Origin of the sequence: Acinetobacter tandoii DSM 14970 = CIP 107469 (assembly GCF_000400735.1) — a bacterium.
Taxonomy (GTDB): Bacteria; Pseudomonadota; Gammaproteobacteria; order Pseudomonadales; family Moraxellaceae; genus Acinetobacter; species Acinetobacter tandoii.
On the sequence record NZ_KE007368.1, the window covers coordinates 162,889 to 181,235 of the forward strand.

16 protein-coding genes are annotated in these 18,347 nt (G+C 41.6%); 4 read left to right on the forward strand and 12 right to left on the reverse strand.

From position 1 onward, the window contains the following. Positions 1 to 36 precede the first annotated feature (36 nt). The 10 genes from I593_RS14130 to I593_RS14175 form a co-directional block, all read right to left on the reverse strand. Complete coding sequence (locus I593_RS14130) at positions 37 to 288, reverse strand: RNA recognition motif domain-containing protein (protein WP_004943769.1); 252 nt, start codon at positions 286 to 288, stop codon at positions 37 to 39. A gap of 98 nt (positions 289 to 386) precedes the next feature. Further along, complete coding sequence (locus tag I593_RS14135) at positions 387 to 2,375, reverse strand: ATP-dependent helicase (protein ID WP_016168265.1); 1,989 nt, start codon at positions 2,373 to 2,375, stop codon at positions 387 to 389. A gap of 386 nt (positions 2,376 to 2,761) precedes the next feature. Then, positions 2,762 to 3,904 carry a glycerate kinase family protein gene (locus tag I593_RS14140; RefSeq protein ID WP_016168266.1) on the reverse strand — a complete coding sequence of 381 codons (1,143 nt, stop codon included), beginning with the start codon at positions 3,902 to 3,904 and terminating at the stop codon, positions 2,762 to 2,764. A 94-nt stretch (positions 3,905 to 3,998) separates the two neighbouring features. Then, complete coding sequence (locus I593_RS14145; RefSeq protein ID WP_016168267.1) at positions 3,999 to 4,571, reverse strand: HdeD family acid-resistance protein; 573 nt, start codon at positions 4,569 to 4,571, stop codon at positions 3,999 to 4,001. A gap of 134 nt (positions 4,572 to 4,705) precedes the next feature. After that, positions 4,706 to 5,464 (reverse strand): hypothetical protein, encoded by a 759-nt coding sequence (locus I593_RS14150; protein WP_016168268.1) that lies wholly within the window; start codon positions 5,462 to 5,464, stop codon positions 4,706 to 4,708. A 49-nt stretch (positions 5,465 to 5,513) separates the two neighbouring features. Beyond that, positions 5,514 to 5,960 (reverse strand): NUDIX hydrolase, encoded by a 447-nt coding sequence (locus I593_RS14155; RefSeq protein ID WP_016168269.1) that lies wholly within the window; start codon positions 5,958 to 5,960, stop codon positions 5,514 to 5,516. Between the two features lie 89 nt (positions 5,961 to 6,049). Next, positions 6,050 to 8,695: a type I DNA topoisomerase gene (gene topA / locus I593_RS14160; RefSeq protein ID WP_016168270.1), complete on the reverse strand. Its 2,646-nt coding sequence runs from the start codon at positions 8,693 to 8,695 to the stop codon at positions 6,050 to 6,052. A gap of 36 nt (positions 8,696 to 8,731) precedes the next feature. Then, the gene (locus I593_RS14165) at positions 8,732 to 9,181 is read right to left on the reverse strand and encodes an ammonium transporter (RefSeq protein ID WP_016168271.1); all 450 of its coding nucleotides are present in this window, start codon (positions 9,179 to 9,181) and stop codon (positions 8,732 to 8,734) included. A 70-nt stretch (positions 9,182 to 9,251) separates the two neighbouring features. Next, positions 9,252 to 10,244, reverse strand: coding sequence for a hypothetical protein (locus tag I593_RS14170; RefSeq protein WP_016168272.1), 993 nt, complete (start codon positions 10,242 to 10,244; stop codon positions 9,252 to 9,254). A gap of 132 nt (positions 10,245 to 10,376) precedes the next feature. After that, positions 10,377 to 10,622 (reverse strand): SlyX family protein, encoded by a 246-nt coding sequence (locus I593_RS14175; protein WP_016168273.1) that lies wholly within the window; start codon positions 10,620 to 10,622, stop codon positions 10,377 to 10,379. Positions 10,623 to 10,655: 33 nt separating this feature from the next. On the opposite strand from I593_RS14175, the gene I593_RS14180 reads away from it, so the two are divergent. Continuing rightward, positions 10,656 to 12,566 (forward strand): ATP-binding cassette domain-containing protein, encoded by a 1,911-nt coding sequence (locus I593_RS14180; protein WP_016168274.1) that lies wholly within the window; start codon positions 10,656 to 10,658, stop codon positions 12,564 to 12,566. 114 nt (positions 12,567 to 12,680) lie between these two features. Here the strand turns inward: I593_RS14180 and I593_RS14185 are convergent, their stop codons facing one another. Next, complete coding sequence (locus tag I593_RS14185; RefSeq protein ID WP_016168275.1) at positions 12,681 to 13,652, reverse strand: acyltransferase family protein; 972 nt, start codon at positions 13,650 to 13,652, stop codon at positions 12,681 to 12,683. 357 nt (positions 13,653 to 14,009) lie between these two features. On the opposite strand from I593_RS14185, the gene I593_RS14190 reads away from it, so the two are divergent. The 3 genes from I593_RS14190 to I593_RS14200 all read left to right on the forward strand — a co-directional run bounded on the left by I593_RS14190 (position 14,010) and on the right by I593_RS14200 (position 16,910). After that, positions 14,010 to 14,642 (forward strand): LysE family translocator, encoded by a 633-nt coding sequence (locus I593_RS14190; RefSeq protein WP_016168276.1) that lies wholly within the window; start codon positions 14,010 to 14,012, stop codon positions 14,640 to 14,642. 130 nt (positions 14,643 to 14,772) lie between these two features. Further along, positions 14,773 to 15,708 carry an LpxL/LpxP family Kdo(2)-lipid IV(A) lauroyl/palmitoleoyl acyltransferase gene (lpxL, locus tag I593_RS14195; protein ID WP_026440901.1) on the forward strand — a complete coding sequence of 312 codons (936 nt, stop codon included), beginning with the start codon at positions 14,773 to 14,775 and terminating at the stop codon, positions 15,706 to 15,708. Positions 15,709 to 15,803: 95 nt separating this feature from the next. Continuing rightward, complete coding sequence (locus I593_RS14200) at positions 15,804 to 16,910, forward strand: glycosyltransferase family 4 protein (protein WP_016168278.1); 1,107 nt, start codon at positions 15,804 to 15,806, stop codon at positions 16,908 to 16,910. A 296-nt stretch (positions 16,911 to 17,206) separates the two neighbouring features. Here the strand turns inward: I593_RS14200 and I593_RS14205 are convergent, their stop codons facing one another. Then, positions 17,207 to 18,325: an endonuclease/exonuclease/phosphatase family protein gene (locus I593_RS14205; RefSeq protein WP_016168279.1), complete on the reverse strand. Its 1,119-nt coding sequence runs from the start codon at positions 18,323 to 18,325 to the stop codon at positions 17,207 to 17,209. Between the last annotated feature and the right edge of the window lie 22 nt (positions 18,326 to 18,347).

Sequence of the window (18,347 nt, forward strand, 5' to 3'; positions counted from 1 at the left end):
TCCCATAAAAAAAGGAGCATACTCTGCTCCTCTCCTTTAAGCCTGTGGCTTATCTTCAGCCTGCTTTACACGAATTCCTGTCCCATGTAAACGCAAAGTATTTAAACCTTTAATGGCTTTCACCGCTTCACGACCATGTGGCATCTCCACAAAAGCAAAGCCTTTAGATTTACCTGTTTCAGCATCTAAAACCAATTGGCAGGTTTCTACTGTGCCATATTGTTGGAACAGTTTCAGTAACTCAGCTTCTGTGACAGTACGTTCTAAATTACGAACTAAAATTTTCATTTAACAACCTTCAAAAATAGGCAAAATCATCAAAAAGCAATCGCCTACGCTACTTTCTGAACATTGCACATCAACTACCACAATGTAATTCGCTTAGTTTAATCGAGATTAATCCCAAAATCTAAATTAATCGACTGTCGTTCAATTAAGGCGCTTTTTACCGTTTGCTGGCGGGGTTTATGATGCGTTTCCAAGGTACATAAATTGCGGGTGAGATCATTTAAGAAGTAACTTTCAACTTTACGCCCTTGCTCATCCACCACATCTCGCGCCCACAGATTCAGATTTTGCTTAGTAAGAATAAGTTCATTCTGCGCACGAGTCAGCGCGACATAGAGTACCCGACGTTCTTCCTCAACCGCATCAAAGTCCCCCTGAGCACGCGCATGTGGGTACTGCCCAGCCGTTACATTCGCGACATAACACACTTTCTGCTCCGTACCTTTGGCAGAATGAATGGTAATTAATGTGACTACATCTGTATCCGACTGACGTTCAATTTCAGAAATAGAAACAGGGTCAAGTACATATTCCTCAAGAAATTCGCTTAATTGTCCATGTTTGGAAGCCAATTGTTTAACCAACTCAAAGTCACCTTGGCGACGGTTCCAGTCTTTTTTATAGTTCTCGGCCAATTGTGCTTCAATTGCCTGAATACCCAAACTAACACACGCTTGTACTTTCTGCTTCAGCACCATCATCTGTTTCATCATCAATAAGGTTTCAACAGGAATACGTCCAAATTGTTCTAATTGATTAAAAATCAGTTCGAATTCAGGTTGAAGTAACAACTGCTGTGCCAGACGACTTGCCCCCACATCGCCCACCCCATTCCATAGGGTAAGAAAGCGCATCCACGCAATATCATCCAAAGGATTGGCAATCACACGTAATAAACTGAGTAAATCTTTGACATGTGCTGTTTCAAGCAGTTTCATCCCCCCAATAAAGCGATACGGGACATTGGCTGCAATACATGCCGCTTCAATATGCCGCGCAGCAAAGCTAGAACGAACCAAGACCATATGATCCGACCAGTTATGCCCCTGCAAATAATGACGCTCTTTAATATCAATTGCGATCCATTTGGCTTCATCAAACTCATTCGGGAAAATATGCATACGGGGTTTTACACCTTCGCCCCGATAGGCATCTAGACGCTTGTCATATTGAATTTCAGATTGATCGAGTAACCAATTCGAAAGGTCTAAAATTTCTTGAGTGGAACGATAGTTTTGCTCAAGTTTAAACACTTGGGCATTCGGCACACGCTCTTTAAAATGATGAATATTTTCAAAATCCGCCCCACGGAAGCCGTAGATGGATTGCGCATCATCGCCAACACAGAACAGACTCACTTGATCTTTCAGAGGTTCAAGCAATGCCCACTGTAGGGGATTGGTATCTTGCATCTCATCCACCAACATGTGCTTACAAATCGATGCGACATAATCAACCAAGCCTTCAGATTGATCGAGTGCTGAGGCCACAATCGCCAAAATATCATCATAGTCCAGAAAGCTACGTGCACGCTTGCGTGTCTCATACTCTTGCATGATCTTGGCAATTTGATCCTTAAATGCCAAATATTCAGGATGTTGCTTTTCTAAAGCATCACTCAATTTCTGGCGGGTATTACGCGCAAAAGAATACAAATCACACAGCTCTTGTGGCTTTGGAAGTTGATTTGGATTCTTCTTGTCATCTTTACCGCGAATCAGACGGAACATCATCAGTTGATCATCTCGATCAATAATCGAGAATTGCTCTAGACCAAAGGCTTTCGGTACACGGCGCAGCAGGTACATACAAAAAGTATGAAAAGTCGATGCGCGGAGTCCTTTGGCTTGCTCCCCCAAAACCAACTCTACTCGGGCTACGATTTCACTGGCTGAACGACGAGTAAAAGTTAAAATCTGAATTTGGTTGGCGGGGATGCCTTGATCAATCAGATACGCAGCACGTGCCACAATGGTTTTCGTTTTGCCACAGCCAGCCCCTGCGAGCACCAGACTGTGTTGCGACGCAGTCGTGGCAGCTTGTTTTTGTTGTGGGTTTAATTCATCAATTAGGCTGGCTAAACTCATAATGTCTCATCGTACTGGGGAGATGGGTAGTTTAACAGAGCTATAGATGAATTATGAATTTTAGCCTGATGATCACGGCATTGTTTGATCTATAAAAAATGAGCCGATCAAAATAAATCATTACAGATCAATAATAACCATGACAATGGAATAAGCATTTTTAAATCAACAAAAATATCTGGATTTAATTTATAAAATCTGTCCCGACTGATACGCCAATTTTTAATTTCAAAAAAAATTTGATACGAGACAAAACGGCATGGATGCCGTTCGTTGGATTGGGGTATAGGGATATATCCTCAATCCAATAAAGGATTTTTGTTACTTTTCATCCTTGAAAAGTAAGGTATTCCCTACACAAAAAGTATTTAAATTTATTGTGATTATTACGGCGTTAGGGCTAAGATCCTAGCAACATTCTGACAGGTTCTTTCCAAATTCTTCTCAGCATTTTCTAAAGCGGTTTGCAAATCACAAGCACCATCCATAATACCAAAAATCGCAGTAAAACCTTCTGCATAAAGTTCTTCTATGCCCTCACCCACATAACCCGCACAAGCAATCACAGGCGTATTCAATCTTTTGGCAACTTGTGCGACACCATAGGGTGTTTTACCAAATTTAGTCTGGAAATCTATCCCACCCTCTCCAGTAAAGACAAAATCGGCCTGTTTGATTTTTTCAGCCAATCGTGTCTCTTCAATCACAATGTCTACGCCAGAACGAAGGGTTGCTCCTGCAAATGCCATTAAGCCAAAACCCAAGCCACCTGCGGCACCCGCGCCAGCAACATGAGCATAATCCACTTGAAGTTGCGATTTAACCAAGCCAGCAAAATACTTTAGGTTCTGGTCTAATTGCTCCACCATGGTTGGATTTGCCCCTTTCTGTGGAGCAAATATGTAAGCCGCACCGTGTTCACCATAGAGCGGATTATTCACATCACTGGCAATCAGCATCTCAACGTGTGCCAATCGAGTATCTAAATTTGATAAATCAATCTGGCTAATCTGATGTAATTGCCCGCCACCCTGAACCACCTCTTGTCCAGCAACATCTAAAAATCGGACACCAAGTGCTTGAGCCATACCCATGCCTGCATCATTGGTAACACTGCCACCGAGTCCAATAATGATTTTTTTAACTCCATGATCAAGAACCAGTTGAATCATTTCCCCCGTTCCAAAAGTCGATGTTAAGGCAGGGTTTCGCTCCGAAGGCTCCAGTAAATGAATGCCATTGGCTTTCGCCATTTCAATCACAGCCGTTTGCCCTTCATCAATCAAGCCAAAATATGTCTCGACTTTCTGTTCAATGAAAGGACCCGACACACTACAGCTCACCATCTCGCCATGCGCAGCAGCAACCAAAGCATCCACTGTTCCCTCACCGCCATCTGCCATCGGAACATGGAGATATTGAGCATCTGGAAAAATACGTTGTAAGCCACGTTGCATGGCTTGGCAAGCCTGTTGTGCAGTCATACTTTCTTTAAAAGAGTCTGGAGCAAGTACAAAGGTTTTAGGCATCGCAATTGTGCTTTTTAAGATGGATTATCCTCAATCATACGCAATAAAAAAGAGTGCATATAGCACTCTTGATCCACTTAATCAGCTGTAATAATTACACATCAGCAGAACTTTTTGGCACCTCATGCTTAATATAAGAGGCCAAAGTTAAATAGTTAATGCCTTGGAATAGAATATCTATCGCCAAAAACATACCCAACACCCAAAACGGCGCTGTTGGTGACATTAAGATAATTACCCCTGTCATAAAGGTAAGAACTCCTGAGAACAGCGTCCAGCCCCAACCTGCCAAAGGCCTGAAGATAAAAGCATTAATACTTCGTACAATCCCTGCAATCACCAAAAAAATAGCCAAGAAACTGGTCAATACAATTGCAGTTTTCACTGGTGTGGTAAAAGCATAATAACCCGCGATCAGATAGAAAATAGCAAAAGCAGCCCAAAGCCAGCGATAACCACCTTCAAAGATTTTAAAAGCTGCAATAAAGTGGAGTACCCCACCAATCATCATCAAAAGACCAAACAAATAAACTGCAGATAAGGTGGCAAATGGTAAAGATGCTAATAAGACCAGACCAAATAAAGTCAGGAGTACACCTAAAACTAAATACCATTTCCGATTTTCATGTAATTGATGACGGACAAGATCATTTCCAACTGTTTTCATAATTTTTCTCAAGTACTTACAATGGAATGCAATTATTGTGGTCTTTTTTTCCGTAACTGTCTGTTATCAATCTGCATCTTTTTTATCCACATTAGTCTTCCCTTCTGTGGATAAAAAAGCACTTATACACAGCTTTATTTAATCCAACCAATTTCCAGTGCTGTAATTTCGTTGAGTAACGTATCTTGTAAATGGTCTGGCATTTTACTTTTATCGGCAGAAACAGGAATATGCCCCGCCATTAACTCTGCTTTGGCTTGTGGAAATAAAGGCTGTTGTTTCGGATAAGCATAGCCTTGAGGATAGAGCGGTTGTCCTGTCGCAGCGTCATATTTATCGGTTGCACCAAAGGCATGTAATAGCTCATGTACCAAAACAATTTGATTCTGCTCATTTTGTTTTTTACTGGCATACAAATTCACTGCACCAATACGGCCTTTTTCCAAAGCAGTAGAGTGTTTTAATTCACGTGTACGTTCAGGATCGTAATAATTTAAATACAGCGTAACTGCAGAAGTACCATCACTTCGCTCATGCTGTTGCCAATCATAAAAGCGGAATTTTAGACTCCACAATATGATATCGAGCATGTTCGCCTGCTCTGGTACCTTTGGTGGTTTTTGGGTTAATTCACGTCCTAAATTTAAATAAACGTGTATAGGTTGACCACGATAATGTGCTGACATTTGCTGGAGATAAGGCTGCACAGCAGCAAGATCACTTAAAGATAATTGTTGAATATACTGTTGTGTACTGGCTTGATCATCGGCATTAATAGGATGCAGCAATACAATAATCGGTTTATCCCAGTTCTGATTTTGATCGCGCCAAGCGTTTACCGCCACAATCAACAATATGACCAGTAAACATAACACACGAATATTTTTCCACATTTTCATCTCAAACTTTTTCTTTAATTTTATACGAATAGCAACTTACTGATTAAATGATTCTTAATAGTTCTAACGGTGACTGTACAGCAAAGTTATCCCACACAAAATCATAAAGTCTTCTTTGGTTGGAAAATACAGCCAAGGTTTTCGCCTCGGATAAACTACACCATTGATACGCTGTATGTTCATGATTTAGACAAACTGCTTGCCCAGGCTGACAAAAGCCTACAAATGCTGGAATCACCTCAATAACATTCAAACTCGGTTCATAAAACTGCTCTAAATAATCCGCACTAAACAAGTGCTGCACCTGAATTGCTGTTTCTTCTTTAATTTCACGTAATATCGCTTGGCTTGCGGTTTCACCGTCTTCCACCTTGCCTGCAACGTGACACCAAAAATTGCCTTTTACCCGTTTCATCAGCAATATTTTAAGTTCACCCTCAATTTCTGACAGTAAAACTGCCGACACAACAATAGAACGAATTGGAATCATGAATTAACCTAAATCTTTTTTGTTTATTTATAAGTACAATATAAAAAATGCCCACCGAAGTGAGCATTTCTATTCAAGTATTGATGTGATTAAGCTTCAACCCACTTCCCATCTTGGAAAACCAACGACCATTTGGTCTGTTTTCCTTCAAGCGTTTCCGAACCAATATATTGTGCTTGGTTCTTACGGCTAAATTTTACCAAGGTTGGATTGCCTTCTGGGTCAACATCGGGCGCTTGCAAAATAAATTGGTATTTTGGATCAAGTTGATCAGCAACACTACGAAGTTCCGAAACCTTAGGTGCACGTGTTTCACGTACTTTTGGGAACTTACTTGCTGCTAAAAATAGACCTGCTGCCCCATCGCGTAATACAAAGAAATCATCGTGCTTGGCGGAACGCAAGTGTTCCATTTTAATTGGGTCCACACGTGGAGGTGCAGGCTGACCGCTTTTCAATACCTTGCGGGTATTGTCACAACTCATGCAAGCAAAGTACGGACCAAAACGACCTGTCTTGAGTTGCATTTCACCATCACACTTATCACATGGAATGGTTGGGCCATCATAACCTTTGATTTTGAACTCACCTTCTTCTAGTTCAAAACCAGCACAATCAGGGTTATTACCGCAAATATGCAGTTTACGCCCACCATCAATCACATAACTGTCCATTGCTGTTGAGCAAATCGGGCAGCGCTTTTTCGACATCAAATCTGCTGTTTCTGCAGAATCATCATCAGAAAGTGCAGCCAAAGATTCCACAGGCGTTAAGTTCAGTGTACCTTTACAGCGTTCTTTCGGTGGCAAGTTATAGCCTGAACAGCCCAAGAAGACACCTGTCGTTCCTGTACGAATCTGCATTGGTCGAGAACATTCTGGACAATGTACTGCATCCACTTCTACAGGTTGATTGCGGCGCATACCACTTTCACCTTGTGCATTGGTCAGACGCGTTTTGAAATCGCCATAGAAGCTGTCAAGTAACTCTTTCCAATTACGTTCACCATCAGCTACTTTATCCAGCTGACCTTCCAAGTCCGCAGTAAAGTCATAGTTCATGAGGTTATTGAAACTTTCATCCAAGCGATCAGTAACAATCTCACCCATTTTTTCTGCATATAGACGACGGTTTTCCAGTTTCACATAACCACGGTCTTGAATAGTCGAAATAATTGCAGCATAAGTTGATGGTCGCCCAATACCCTTTTTCTCAAGCTCTTTCACCAACGACGCTTCAGTAAAACGCGCAGGTGGCTTAGTAAAATGCTGTGAAGGATCGAGTTTTTCTAGATTCAATACCTCACCCACTTTCACCGCAGGCAAGAGCACATCATCATCAGATTTATTTTGACCACGAACTTTGGTAAAGCCATCAAACACCAAGGTACGACCTTTGGCTTTCAGTTCAACACCATTGGCATCGACCAAAATTGTGGAAGATAAATATTCAGCAGGTGTCATCTGACATGCCACAAACTGACGCCAGATCAGATCATACAAACGCTGTGCATCACGCTCTACACCCGCCAAACTATCGCCTTTTAAACCGACATTGGATGGACGAATCGCTTCATGCGCTTCTTGTGCACCCGCTTTATTGCCATAACGATTTGGTTTCGCAGGAAGGTATTTTCCGCCAAACTCAGTTTCAATATGGTGACGCACCATATTCACCGCATCGTCACTTAAAAAAGTAGAGTCCGTACGCATATAGGTAATAAAACCTGCTTCATACAAACGCTGCGCCAACATCATGGTTTTCTTGACTGAAAAACCTAAACGCGTGCTGGCTGCTTGCTGTAAAGTCGAGGTGATATAGGGCGCACTTGGATTGACCTTGGTCGGTTTATCCTCACGTGCTGAAACTTTATAATCCGCATCTTTCAAAATTTTCAATAAAGCATCGGTTTCAGCTTTATTGCGTAATTTTAGGGTTTTGCCCGCTTGCTTCACCGCTTCTAAACGAATTTCATCGCTTGAAGATTTGGTGTCTGCAAACACCTGCCAATATTCTTCAGGAACAAAGGCACGAATTTCACGCTCACGTTCTACCACCAGTTTGACGGCTACAGACTGAACGCGTCCTGCAGATAAACCACGGGCAATTTTCTCCCACAATAAAGGAGAAATCATAAAGCCAACCACACGGTCAAGGAAACGACGCGCCTGTTGTGCATTGACTTTATTGGTGTCTAAACGTGCTGGATGCTTAAAGGCTTCTTGAATGGCATTTTTGGTAATCTCGTTAAATACCACACGCTGATAACGCGAATCATCACCGCCAATCACTTCTTTTAAATGCCAAGCAATCGCTTCTCCTTCACGGTCCAAGTCCGTTGCGAGATAAACTTCATCGACTTGCGATGCCAGTTTTTTTAATTCAGCGACCACATTTTCTTTGCCTGGTAGCACTTCATAATGTGCCTTCCAGTCATGTTCAGGATCAACCCCCATACGGTTAACCAAAGCTTGTTGTGCTTTCTCCGCTTTTTGTGCTTCGGTCAATTTGGTGCGAGTTGCTGTGGTTTTTTTATCCGCAGTTTTACCTGAACCACCCGTCGGCAAGTCACGTACATGACCTACAGAGGATTTTACAATGTAATTTGAACCTAAATATTTGTTGATTGTTTTCGCTTTTGCAGGCGACTCCACAATCACTAAGGCACGTTTATTCCCAGCATCAGAAGCTTTTGCTGTTGTGCTTTTGGATGTGGATCGAGGAGCATTCGCCATAGTTAACCGTTTTTCCTATTTCAGTAAATCTTAAAATTAAAGTTCAGCCAAAGCATGTAAATATGCTTTGATATCTTCTAATTGGGTTGCTTTTAAATCAGCTTCTTCATCCCAATAGAGTCCTACACAGTTTGCCTGCATATCAATAGCATAAATGCCCTTTAATGCAATTGGAAAATTATTAAATTTTTCATCACCATGCACTAACTTGAGCTGTTGATCTTCAACACGGGCACGCATCAGCGGCAAACGTGCATCTGGAATCAGAACACTATAATACGCGACCATACTGGCACGATTTGAAGATGCCAACGGAATTTTAGTCCAATCTGGTGCTGCCACTAGGCGTGGGTGTAACCCCATTTTTCGTGCTTTTTCGCGCATTATGCCCAATGCTTTTTCTCGAGGGCTAACACGGAGTCCTAAAATTGACCCGAGCACAAATACAATAATGACAACAGCAACCCAAATTCCTGTATTTTCCATAGCAAAACCTTTTTTGTCTTTTATTAGAGTTGCATAAGCACAATATAAAACGCAAGTTGGAACGATGAAATTAATTTAGGAACATTTCATGACTATATAAGACTTCATGTCCGTTCCAATAAATATAACCTTTCTCGATCAACTCTTTGAGTAACAAACGCACATCCGCTTTGGGAAACATTTGCTCTAATAAATCACGTAAAGCATAAATGTCTTTTGGCTTATCATTTTTCAATTCGCGTAGTTTTTTCGCCACTTCAAGCTGGACAGGGTCAATTTTTCCAAAATCTTTAAATAAAGCATCTTGTGCCTTTTGCAGATCTGGTTCCGCAGAGGGTAATTCGGCCGAAATCTGTAACTGCTCTACTGCTTGCGCTAGGTTGGTTGAGGGCACCAACTCTGCTTGGTCTTGTTCAAGATGTAGCTGCGCCCACTGCTTTAATACTTTCTTACGAAAGTTAATCTGCTCATCATAACGTTTGACGATTTTCAGATTAATCAACATACCAACCACGTGCTGCGCTTTCTCTGGCACCAACTGTAGAATGTTCATGACAGAATTTTTTAATGAATCAATGGTATTGGGTTTGCCTGACATGTTTGCCAAAGCATCACAATACTGCTTCACCATTTTTAAGTATGGTTTACGTTGAATGACATCTAAGCTTGGAATTTTATATTTGGGTTTGCTAATTTCAGCTGCATCTTGAATTAGAGTCAAGCTACAAGTCAGTGCCGACCCGCGCATTAATTCAATTAAAATAGCACTGGTTTTTGCTGCCGAAATGACTTCTACATGGGTGTCGGGTTCGAGTAAAGCCATTAACTGCCCAACGACTACCGCATATTCAAACTCTTTCTCTTTAGCTTGAGCGGTTTCTAAAATCACCACTTGCCCTGTATTGACCCACATCGCAAATTCAGTCAGATCTTCCAGCGTATACGCAAACTGCCCTTTGCAATTAAACAAATACAACGTCGGATAATGCTGCACCAAATCGCGTAGCATTTTTGCCGTTGGCATATTATTTTCTAGATCGAACAAAACCGCTTTAGCAGACATAAATACAAAATCATGAGAGATAAGCAAAGAGCGTGCATTAGAACGGGAAGCGGGCAAAAGGTCAAGCCTAGCCCATCGCTCTCTTGTTGGAGATACAAGAATAAACCATGCTAATCAAGCCTCACAACTAGATCAATAGTGCGGTGGTCTATTGCTTAAAGGGTCAAAAGCTTCGATCCCTTCAGATAAATCAGCAGATTCTACCCGTTGATAAAGAAGCTGCATTTGTTTTTTTAAATCAGCGATTTCGGCATTTTGGCGAATCACTTGTTCATTTAACTGTTCAACTAAATCATCTAAAAATGCAATTCGGACTTGCAAATCTTCAATGGGTGCGGAAAATGACGCGTGATTATCTAGATTTTGTTGTTTAGTCATTTAAAGTCCTCATTTGAGATTTCAGGAAACATTATGGCCTATATTACGTTAAGGGATGTCCAACTTGCATTTGGTGGACCTGCCCTACTCGACGGCGCGAATTTTAACCTAGAACGTGGCGAACGAGTGTGTTTGATTGGCCGTAATGGTGAAGGTAAGTCGACGCTACTTAAACTGATTGAAGGCAGTTTACTCCCCGATGCTGGCGAAGTCTCCATTCAGAATGGTTTGACCGTGTCCATGTTGGCACAAGACGTTCCTATGGACTCTGGCAAAGTTGCAGACATCGTAGCAGAGGGTGCAGGTGAAGCTGCGACTGTGCTTAAAGCATACCATGAAGCGAGTGATGCCTGCATCTTAGGTGATATGAACGCTTGTGATCACATGGGCAATTTGCAACACAAGTTAGATCAACTTGATGGTTGGGCTTTAGAAAATAAAGTTAATTCTATTCTAAGCAAAATGGGACTTGACCCAAATGCAGATTTGGCTGATTTATCGGGTGGACGTAAGCGTCGTGTCCTATTAGCACGTGCCTTACTTACTCAACCCGATGTCTTGCTTCTAGACGAACCGACCAACCATCTAGATGTTGAAAGCATTGAATGGTTAGAGAAATTCTTACTCGATCAAAACAATTTAACTTTATTGTTTATTTCGCATGACCGCTCATTTGTAGACAGTATTGCCACCCGTATTGTCGAACTAGATCGTGGCACATTACGCAGTTACGAAGGTAACTACTCACGCTACCTCGATCTTAAAGCACAGCAAATGGAAGCCGAAGAAAAGCAAAATGCTTTATTTGATAAACGCTTAGCAGAAGAAGAAGCATGGATTCGCCAAGGCATTAAGGCGCGTCGTACGCGTAATGAAGGTCGTGTTCGTGCCTTAAAAGCGCTGCGTGAAGAATCTAAAGCGCGTCGCTTCCAGCAAGGCAAAGTCAGCATGGCCACCCAAGATGCCAATCGTTCTGGAAAACTGGTCTTTGATATTGAACACCTCAGTGTTTCTTACGATGCCAAACCGCTGATCAAGGATTTCTCGGCACTGGTCATGCGTGGGGATCGTATCGGTTTAGTTGGTGATAACGGGGTCGGAAAAACCACCTTGATCAAAGCAATTTTAGGTGAAATTGAACATGGGGGTTCTGTTAAAACAGGAACCCAGCTGGAGATTGCCTATTTTGACCAATTACGTAATGCACTTGACCTTGAAAAAACCGTCATGGCCAACGTGTCGGAAGGTTCTGATTTTGTCGATGTGAATGGTAACCGTCGTCATATCTACAGTTATTTACAAGACTTTTTATTCTCACCTGAACGTGCCCGTACGCCAGTTAAAGCACTTTCAGGTGGTGAAAGAAACCGCATTCTGTTAGCCAAATTGTTACTCAAACCATCCAATTTAATCGTGATGGATGAGCCAACCAATGATTTGGATATGGTGACTTTAGAACTGTTAGAAGAAATGTTGTCTGAATATAAAGGCACTTTACTGTTGATCTCACATGACCGTGCCTTTATGGATAACGTTGTGACCTCAACTTGGGTGTTTGACGGCAAAGGTAACATTGATGAATACATTGGTGGCTATCAAGATTACTTGGAACAGCGCCCTGATCAAAAAGTAGTTGATCAAAAAAGCGATGTAAAAAAAGCACAGGTCAAAGCTGAAGCGGCTGCCGCAGCGGCAACGTCTGCACCGAAAAAGGTGAAGTTGAGCTATAAAGACCAACGAGAACTCGATAGCTTACCTGCGGAAATTGAAGCTTTGGAAGCTGAGCAAACTCTACTTTCTGACAAGTTAGCAGACGGTTCTTGGTTTGTTTCAGATGCCAATGCCGCAACTCAAGCGTCACAGCGTCTGGCTGAAATTGAAGAACAGTTACTGGAAAAACTGGAACGTTGGGATGAATTAGAAAACCTCAGCAAAGGGAACTAATTTAACTTTCAACTGCCCGATTGGCTGAGTCATTCAGCCAATCGGGCTTTTTTTATATTCTCTGTTTGTACCAACAACACTTGAAATTCAATCAAGCAACAGTCGACGACTCGGTTATTTCTGCCACAATTTACCTGTAGGTCGCAGCAACGACTGTGATAATTGGCGGATCGTCTGATCAAAAATCCGTTGTTGTAGTAACCAACAGGTCAAAATTGACAGCACCACACAAATCAATATTTCCACTGCCACAGGCAAATTGAGCTGAATCATTCGTGCAAGCCAAATCACCACAAAACCATGTAACAAATACACAGGCAAAGTGTTTTGTCCCAAGCACATAAAACGTGCTCCCAAACCCTGAAATAATGCCAATAGCGTCAGCACCCCCCAACTGGATAACATCAAACACATCAGACGAATCAAACTTCCCTGCCATAGCTCAACTTTGAGTTGAGTATAACTTAAACTACCGTACCACCAGAATTGACTTAAATGGGTCCAATACAAGATACACATCATCAGACCGAGGCTCAGACTTGCCCACAACAGCGCATGACTTTGCTGTTCTAATTTTTGCATGATGGACTGACCATATCGGTAACCTAAAACGAAAAAAGGCAAAAAGACACAGATTCGTCCAATTGAGTAGGCATAGTTATTCCACGGGGAAAAACCAATACCTAAAGCAATCAGTACCGCAAATACAAGCGCAAAATGGTTGGCATGGAACACATGCATAAATAGCGTCCAAACCATCATCCCCACCAGATACCACATCAGCCAATATGGTCGTTCAAACAGGCTAAAGTGCCATTGTCCAGACATCAAAGCATCCGATGCCAAATACAACAGTTGGAAAGGGACATAGAGTGCAATAAAAAAGAGGATGTTTTTCGACCAATTTTTATCTTTATACAACATACCTGAAATAAAAATAAAAGCGGGTATATGTATGGCATAAATGGTTTCAAGCAATAACTGGCTAGTTGCTTGTGACCAACCAATCATCCGCTCTAGAAAGTGCCCCAACACCACCAGAAAAATTAGACCTGCTTTTGCAGTATCAATCGCATGGCTTCTCATCTATAAATGCCATCAATCAGAAATATATCCCTAGTCTAACACCACCGTTTTAAGTTGCTTCACATCCATAAGCTTTAATCATTGGGATAAAGTGGATTCCCTTTTTTTCCATCGTACACCCCGTAACGGCAAAGCCGAATTTCAAGAAAATAGCTCAGCAAAAAGTACAGATCCCCCATTTGATTCACTTCATTCATTAAAAATCGAAAATCTGAAACTAGAAAATATTAAATTTATAATCTTTTACGGTCTTCATAAGAACTGAACCTGTGAAAGTAAACCTTTCGCTGCTCAAATCAGATTTATCAACAGCAATATGCTATACCTATCAACATAAGAATAACTGAGCCTTTGATCATGTTGGATTTGTCACAAATTTTCGCATTTGCTTTGGTGAGCCTAGCAATGGTCCTCACCCCTGGCCCGAATATGATTTACCTCATTTCACGTTCAATTTCTCAAGGAAAAACAGCAGGTTTCATTTCTTTAGGCGGCGTAGCACTGGGCTTTGTCTTATACATGCTCTGTGCTTCTTTTGGGATCACAGCGCTCATTGTGGCAGTTCCATATGCTTATGACACGATTCGTATTGTAGGGGCTGTCTATTTACTCTGGTTGGCATGGAAAGCTTTACGCCCCAATGCAGCTCCTGTTTTTAGTCTCAAAGATTTATCTCTCGATTCACCGTTAAAATTATTTTTAATGGGCTTTTTGACCAGTTTGCTGAATCCTAAAATTGCGATTATGTATTTGTCTTTATTGCCACAGTTTATCCACCCACAGCAAGGCAGTATTTTAGCGCAGTCTATTCAACTCGGTACGATCCAAATTTTTGTCAGTGTTTCAGTAAATGCCTTTATTGTTTTTTCTGCTGGCAGCATTGCACTTTTTCTACAGCGAAAACCACTTTGGGCAAATGTTCAGCGTTGGCTCATGGGCACAGTTCTCGCAGGACTTGCAGTACGCATTCTTCTGGAAAGTCGTCGTTAGACTGCCATATCAAAGGCAGCAGATGGTGAGGGACAAGGTTGATCCTGATTTTTAGCGTGGATAACCTTGACCAAATCAGTTCATGCTACACTTTGCACAGTCTTCACTTTTTCAAACTAATTATATCGTTATGAGCCAAGCACAGACCTATACACCTGGTGAATTTCAATGGTCATTCCTCCATCCTAAATATTGGGGAATTTGGCTTGGCATCGTTTTCTTAATGATACTGGCAATTTTGCCGTGGGCAATTCAATATCGCTTAGCCACTTTTCTGGGAAATTTGGCATTTAATAAACTGAAATCCCGCCGTAAAACTACGCTGCGCAATTTAGAAGTCTGTTTTCCAGAATGGAGTCCAGAACAAGTCCAAGACAATGCTCGTCAGGTCTTTGTAGATCAAATGCTTGGGGTTTTTGAAACACTAAATGCTTGGTACTGCCCACAATGGTTTAAAAATCGAGTCACTATTGAAGGTTTAGAGCATATCCAAACCGCACAAGCAGCGGGTAAAGGCGTCTTACTGCTCGGCACTCATTCCACCTTATTAGATGCAGGTGGTTATTTATGCGCACAATATTTTGAACCCGATGTGGTGTATCGCCCACAAAATAACCCTTTGTTAGACATGCTGATTTATCGTTGTCGAGCCACGATTTACGCCAATCAAATTGACCATGATGATATGCGCGGTCTGATTCGCAACTTAAAAAATGGACATGCCATTTGGTATAGTCCAGACCAAGATTTTGGTTTAAAACAAGGGGTGATGGCTCCCTTTTTTGGGGTGCCCGCCGCAACTGTTACAGCACATCGACGTTTATTAAAAATCTCTAAAGCCGTTGCTGTACCCCTATATTTCTACCGTCATGGTGATGTGGCCAATCCCAAATATCATCTATTAATTGAACCTATGGTGGACAACTTGCCAAGTGAAGATGAAGTGGACGATGCAACACGCGTTAATCAAATTATTGAACGTCAGCTTCGAATTGCACCGACCCAATACATGTGGTTTCACCGTCGTTTTAAAACCCGCCCAGAAGGCTATGAAAAAATTTATTGATAGTTGATCTTGGTGAGAAATGTTATTTCCTGCTCTAAATTTTATTTTATACGTGACTCGAACGGCACAACAGAACACATAAGGATAAAAACTCAATGAAAGTGATGCAGCTTCTTCCTGAACTGAATAGTGGTGGTGTTGAACGTGGCACACTAGAAATTGCTAAAGCGCTCATTCAGCAAGGGCATGAATCATTGGTAGTTTCCAATGGTGGGCGAATGGTGGCACAGCTTGAAGCGGAGGGTTCTACCCATTTAACCCTGCCTATTCACAAAAAATCACTATCAAGTCTGTGGCAGATTCGTCCATTACGCCAACTTATTCAACAGCACCGCCCCGATATTGTGCATGTCCGCTCACGCGTTCCTGCATGGTTGACGCATTTTGCTTTAAAAGGGATTCCTGCTTCACAACGCCCACATTTAATTAGCACTGTACACGGTTTCTATTCCATTAATCGTTATAGTGCAATTATGACGCAAGCAGAGAAAGTCATTGCGGTTTCGGACAGTGTGGTGCAATACATCACTGAACATTATAAAAATTGTCCACCACAAGATATTGTGCGTATTTACCGTGGTATCGACTCCAAAGCATTCCCGCATGGGTATCAACCATCAGTACAGTGGATTCAACAAACTTTAAAAGACTTTCCTCAGCTCGAGCATAAGTTTCTCTTATGTTTACCTGGTCGTATTACGCGGCTGAAAGGACATGAAACATTAATTGAATTGATACAGCAATTACATACTCAGTTTCCCTATCTCCATGCAATTGTGGTTGGCGGAGCTGACCCTAAAAAAGCGGCTTATTTAGATGAATTGCAACGCAATATACAAAGTCGGGGCTTAGAACATCAGATTACTTTTGTTGGTCATCGCTCGGATATTCGTGAATGGCTTGCTTACAGCGATGTAGTCTTGTCTTTGTCTAATCAGGCAGAAACCTTTGGACGTACGGCTTTAGAAGCTTTGTCAGTAGGGACACCCGTGATTGGCTGGAAAAGAGGTGGAGTTGCTGAAATTTTATCTTCGGTATATCCACAAGGCCTTATTCCTGTAGATGACCAAGCTGAACTTATTCATGTCGTCCAACATCATATTGAACAGCCTCAACATGTGGCTCCTATCACACAATTTAGCTTACAAGATATGTGTGATCAGACTTTAACACTCTATCAACGTATAGTAAGTTCGTCATAATTTTTAAATAAATTTCGAGTATCTTAAACACATAACCCGAGTTCTGCTTCCTGCAAAACTCGGGTATATGAGGTTGTGCTTTCAATCATAATTTTTGTTTTAGTGTTTGGTCATCCTAACCAGCCATCATTTCCGTGATGATTTCCTTCAGCGTCGTCTTCCTTAGCGGGATGTTCCGTTCCCTGTTCCTTGTGCTGATGGAGTAAGAATAAAAGAATTGTTAAAGTTCTACCATTCGTCAGAGACCGAAACCTTTGTAAGCAATTTCGTACACAGTTTTTTATTTAGTTTGCCTACTATTTCTCATTTTTATAATCCTGTGCAATTTCATCTGTCACTATTTTTTCTTCGCGCTCCGCTTTTTCAATTCCTTCTTGTATTGCAGCCTGCGCTTCTTGTTCATCTGCATCTGTTTGCTCCAACTCTTCTTGCTGTTGCTCAAATACACGCCCCGTTTGTAATTTGACATAGATTGGAAAGTGATCTGAACCTATATGCGGTAAACGCTGCATTTGAATGAGAGCAAAATCGGTACTGTGAAATACATGATCGAGTGACCAGCGTAAAAAAGGATAATCGGCATGAAAAGTATTCACATAATGCCGTCCAACTCGCGGATCGAGTAAGCCACTGATTCGTTGAAATAGACGTGTCGTTCGTGACCAAGCCACATCGTTCAAATCACCCATGACAATACAACTTTGATCCAGTTCTTTAATTTGATCTCCCACAATCAACAATTCAGCATCTCTTAACGTTGAATCTTTGGCTTCTGTCGGACTAGGCGGTTTCGGATGTAGACAATACAACTGTACTGGCTGTCCAGAAGGCAACAGTACCGTGGTATGAATTGAAGGAATTTCATCACTTAAAATAAATTTCACCTCTGTATCGAAGAGTTTCAAGCGACTATACAAATGCATTCCATACAAATTATCCAACGGAATCGGGACACAATAAGGGTAACTCTCTTCAAGCACCTGTAGCGCCCGTTGCCAATGCCGATCTGTTTCCAAAGTCAAAATCAGATCGGGCTTAAATTTGCTAATTTGTTCAATGAGTAAATGATGTTGGGTATTAGGTGTGAGTACATTCGAAACCAATAATGAAATTTGTCGTTCTGGCTGCAATTGCTCGTGAGAAACGGTCTGAACCTGTTTTTTCCACACAAAAGTATAAGGCAACACCATTTTTAACTGATATGCCAAAGCTGCGATTAACGCAACCAAAATCAGCTCACGCTGTAAATCCCAAGGATCAGACCAAAAAATTAGTAAAATAAAGGCTAAAAGCCCCAGTGCCAAAATTTGTAGTCGTGGAAAATCGGCTCCGCGAATCCACCATTCATCACGCGGAATCAATGACCAAAACGTCAGCATCACCACCGTGATTGCCAAGATTTCCACCCAAATCATGTTGTTTTTCTCAATCTTTTCC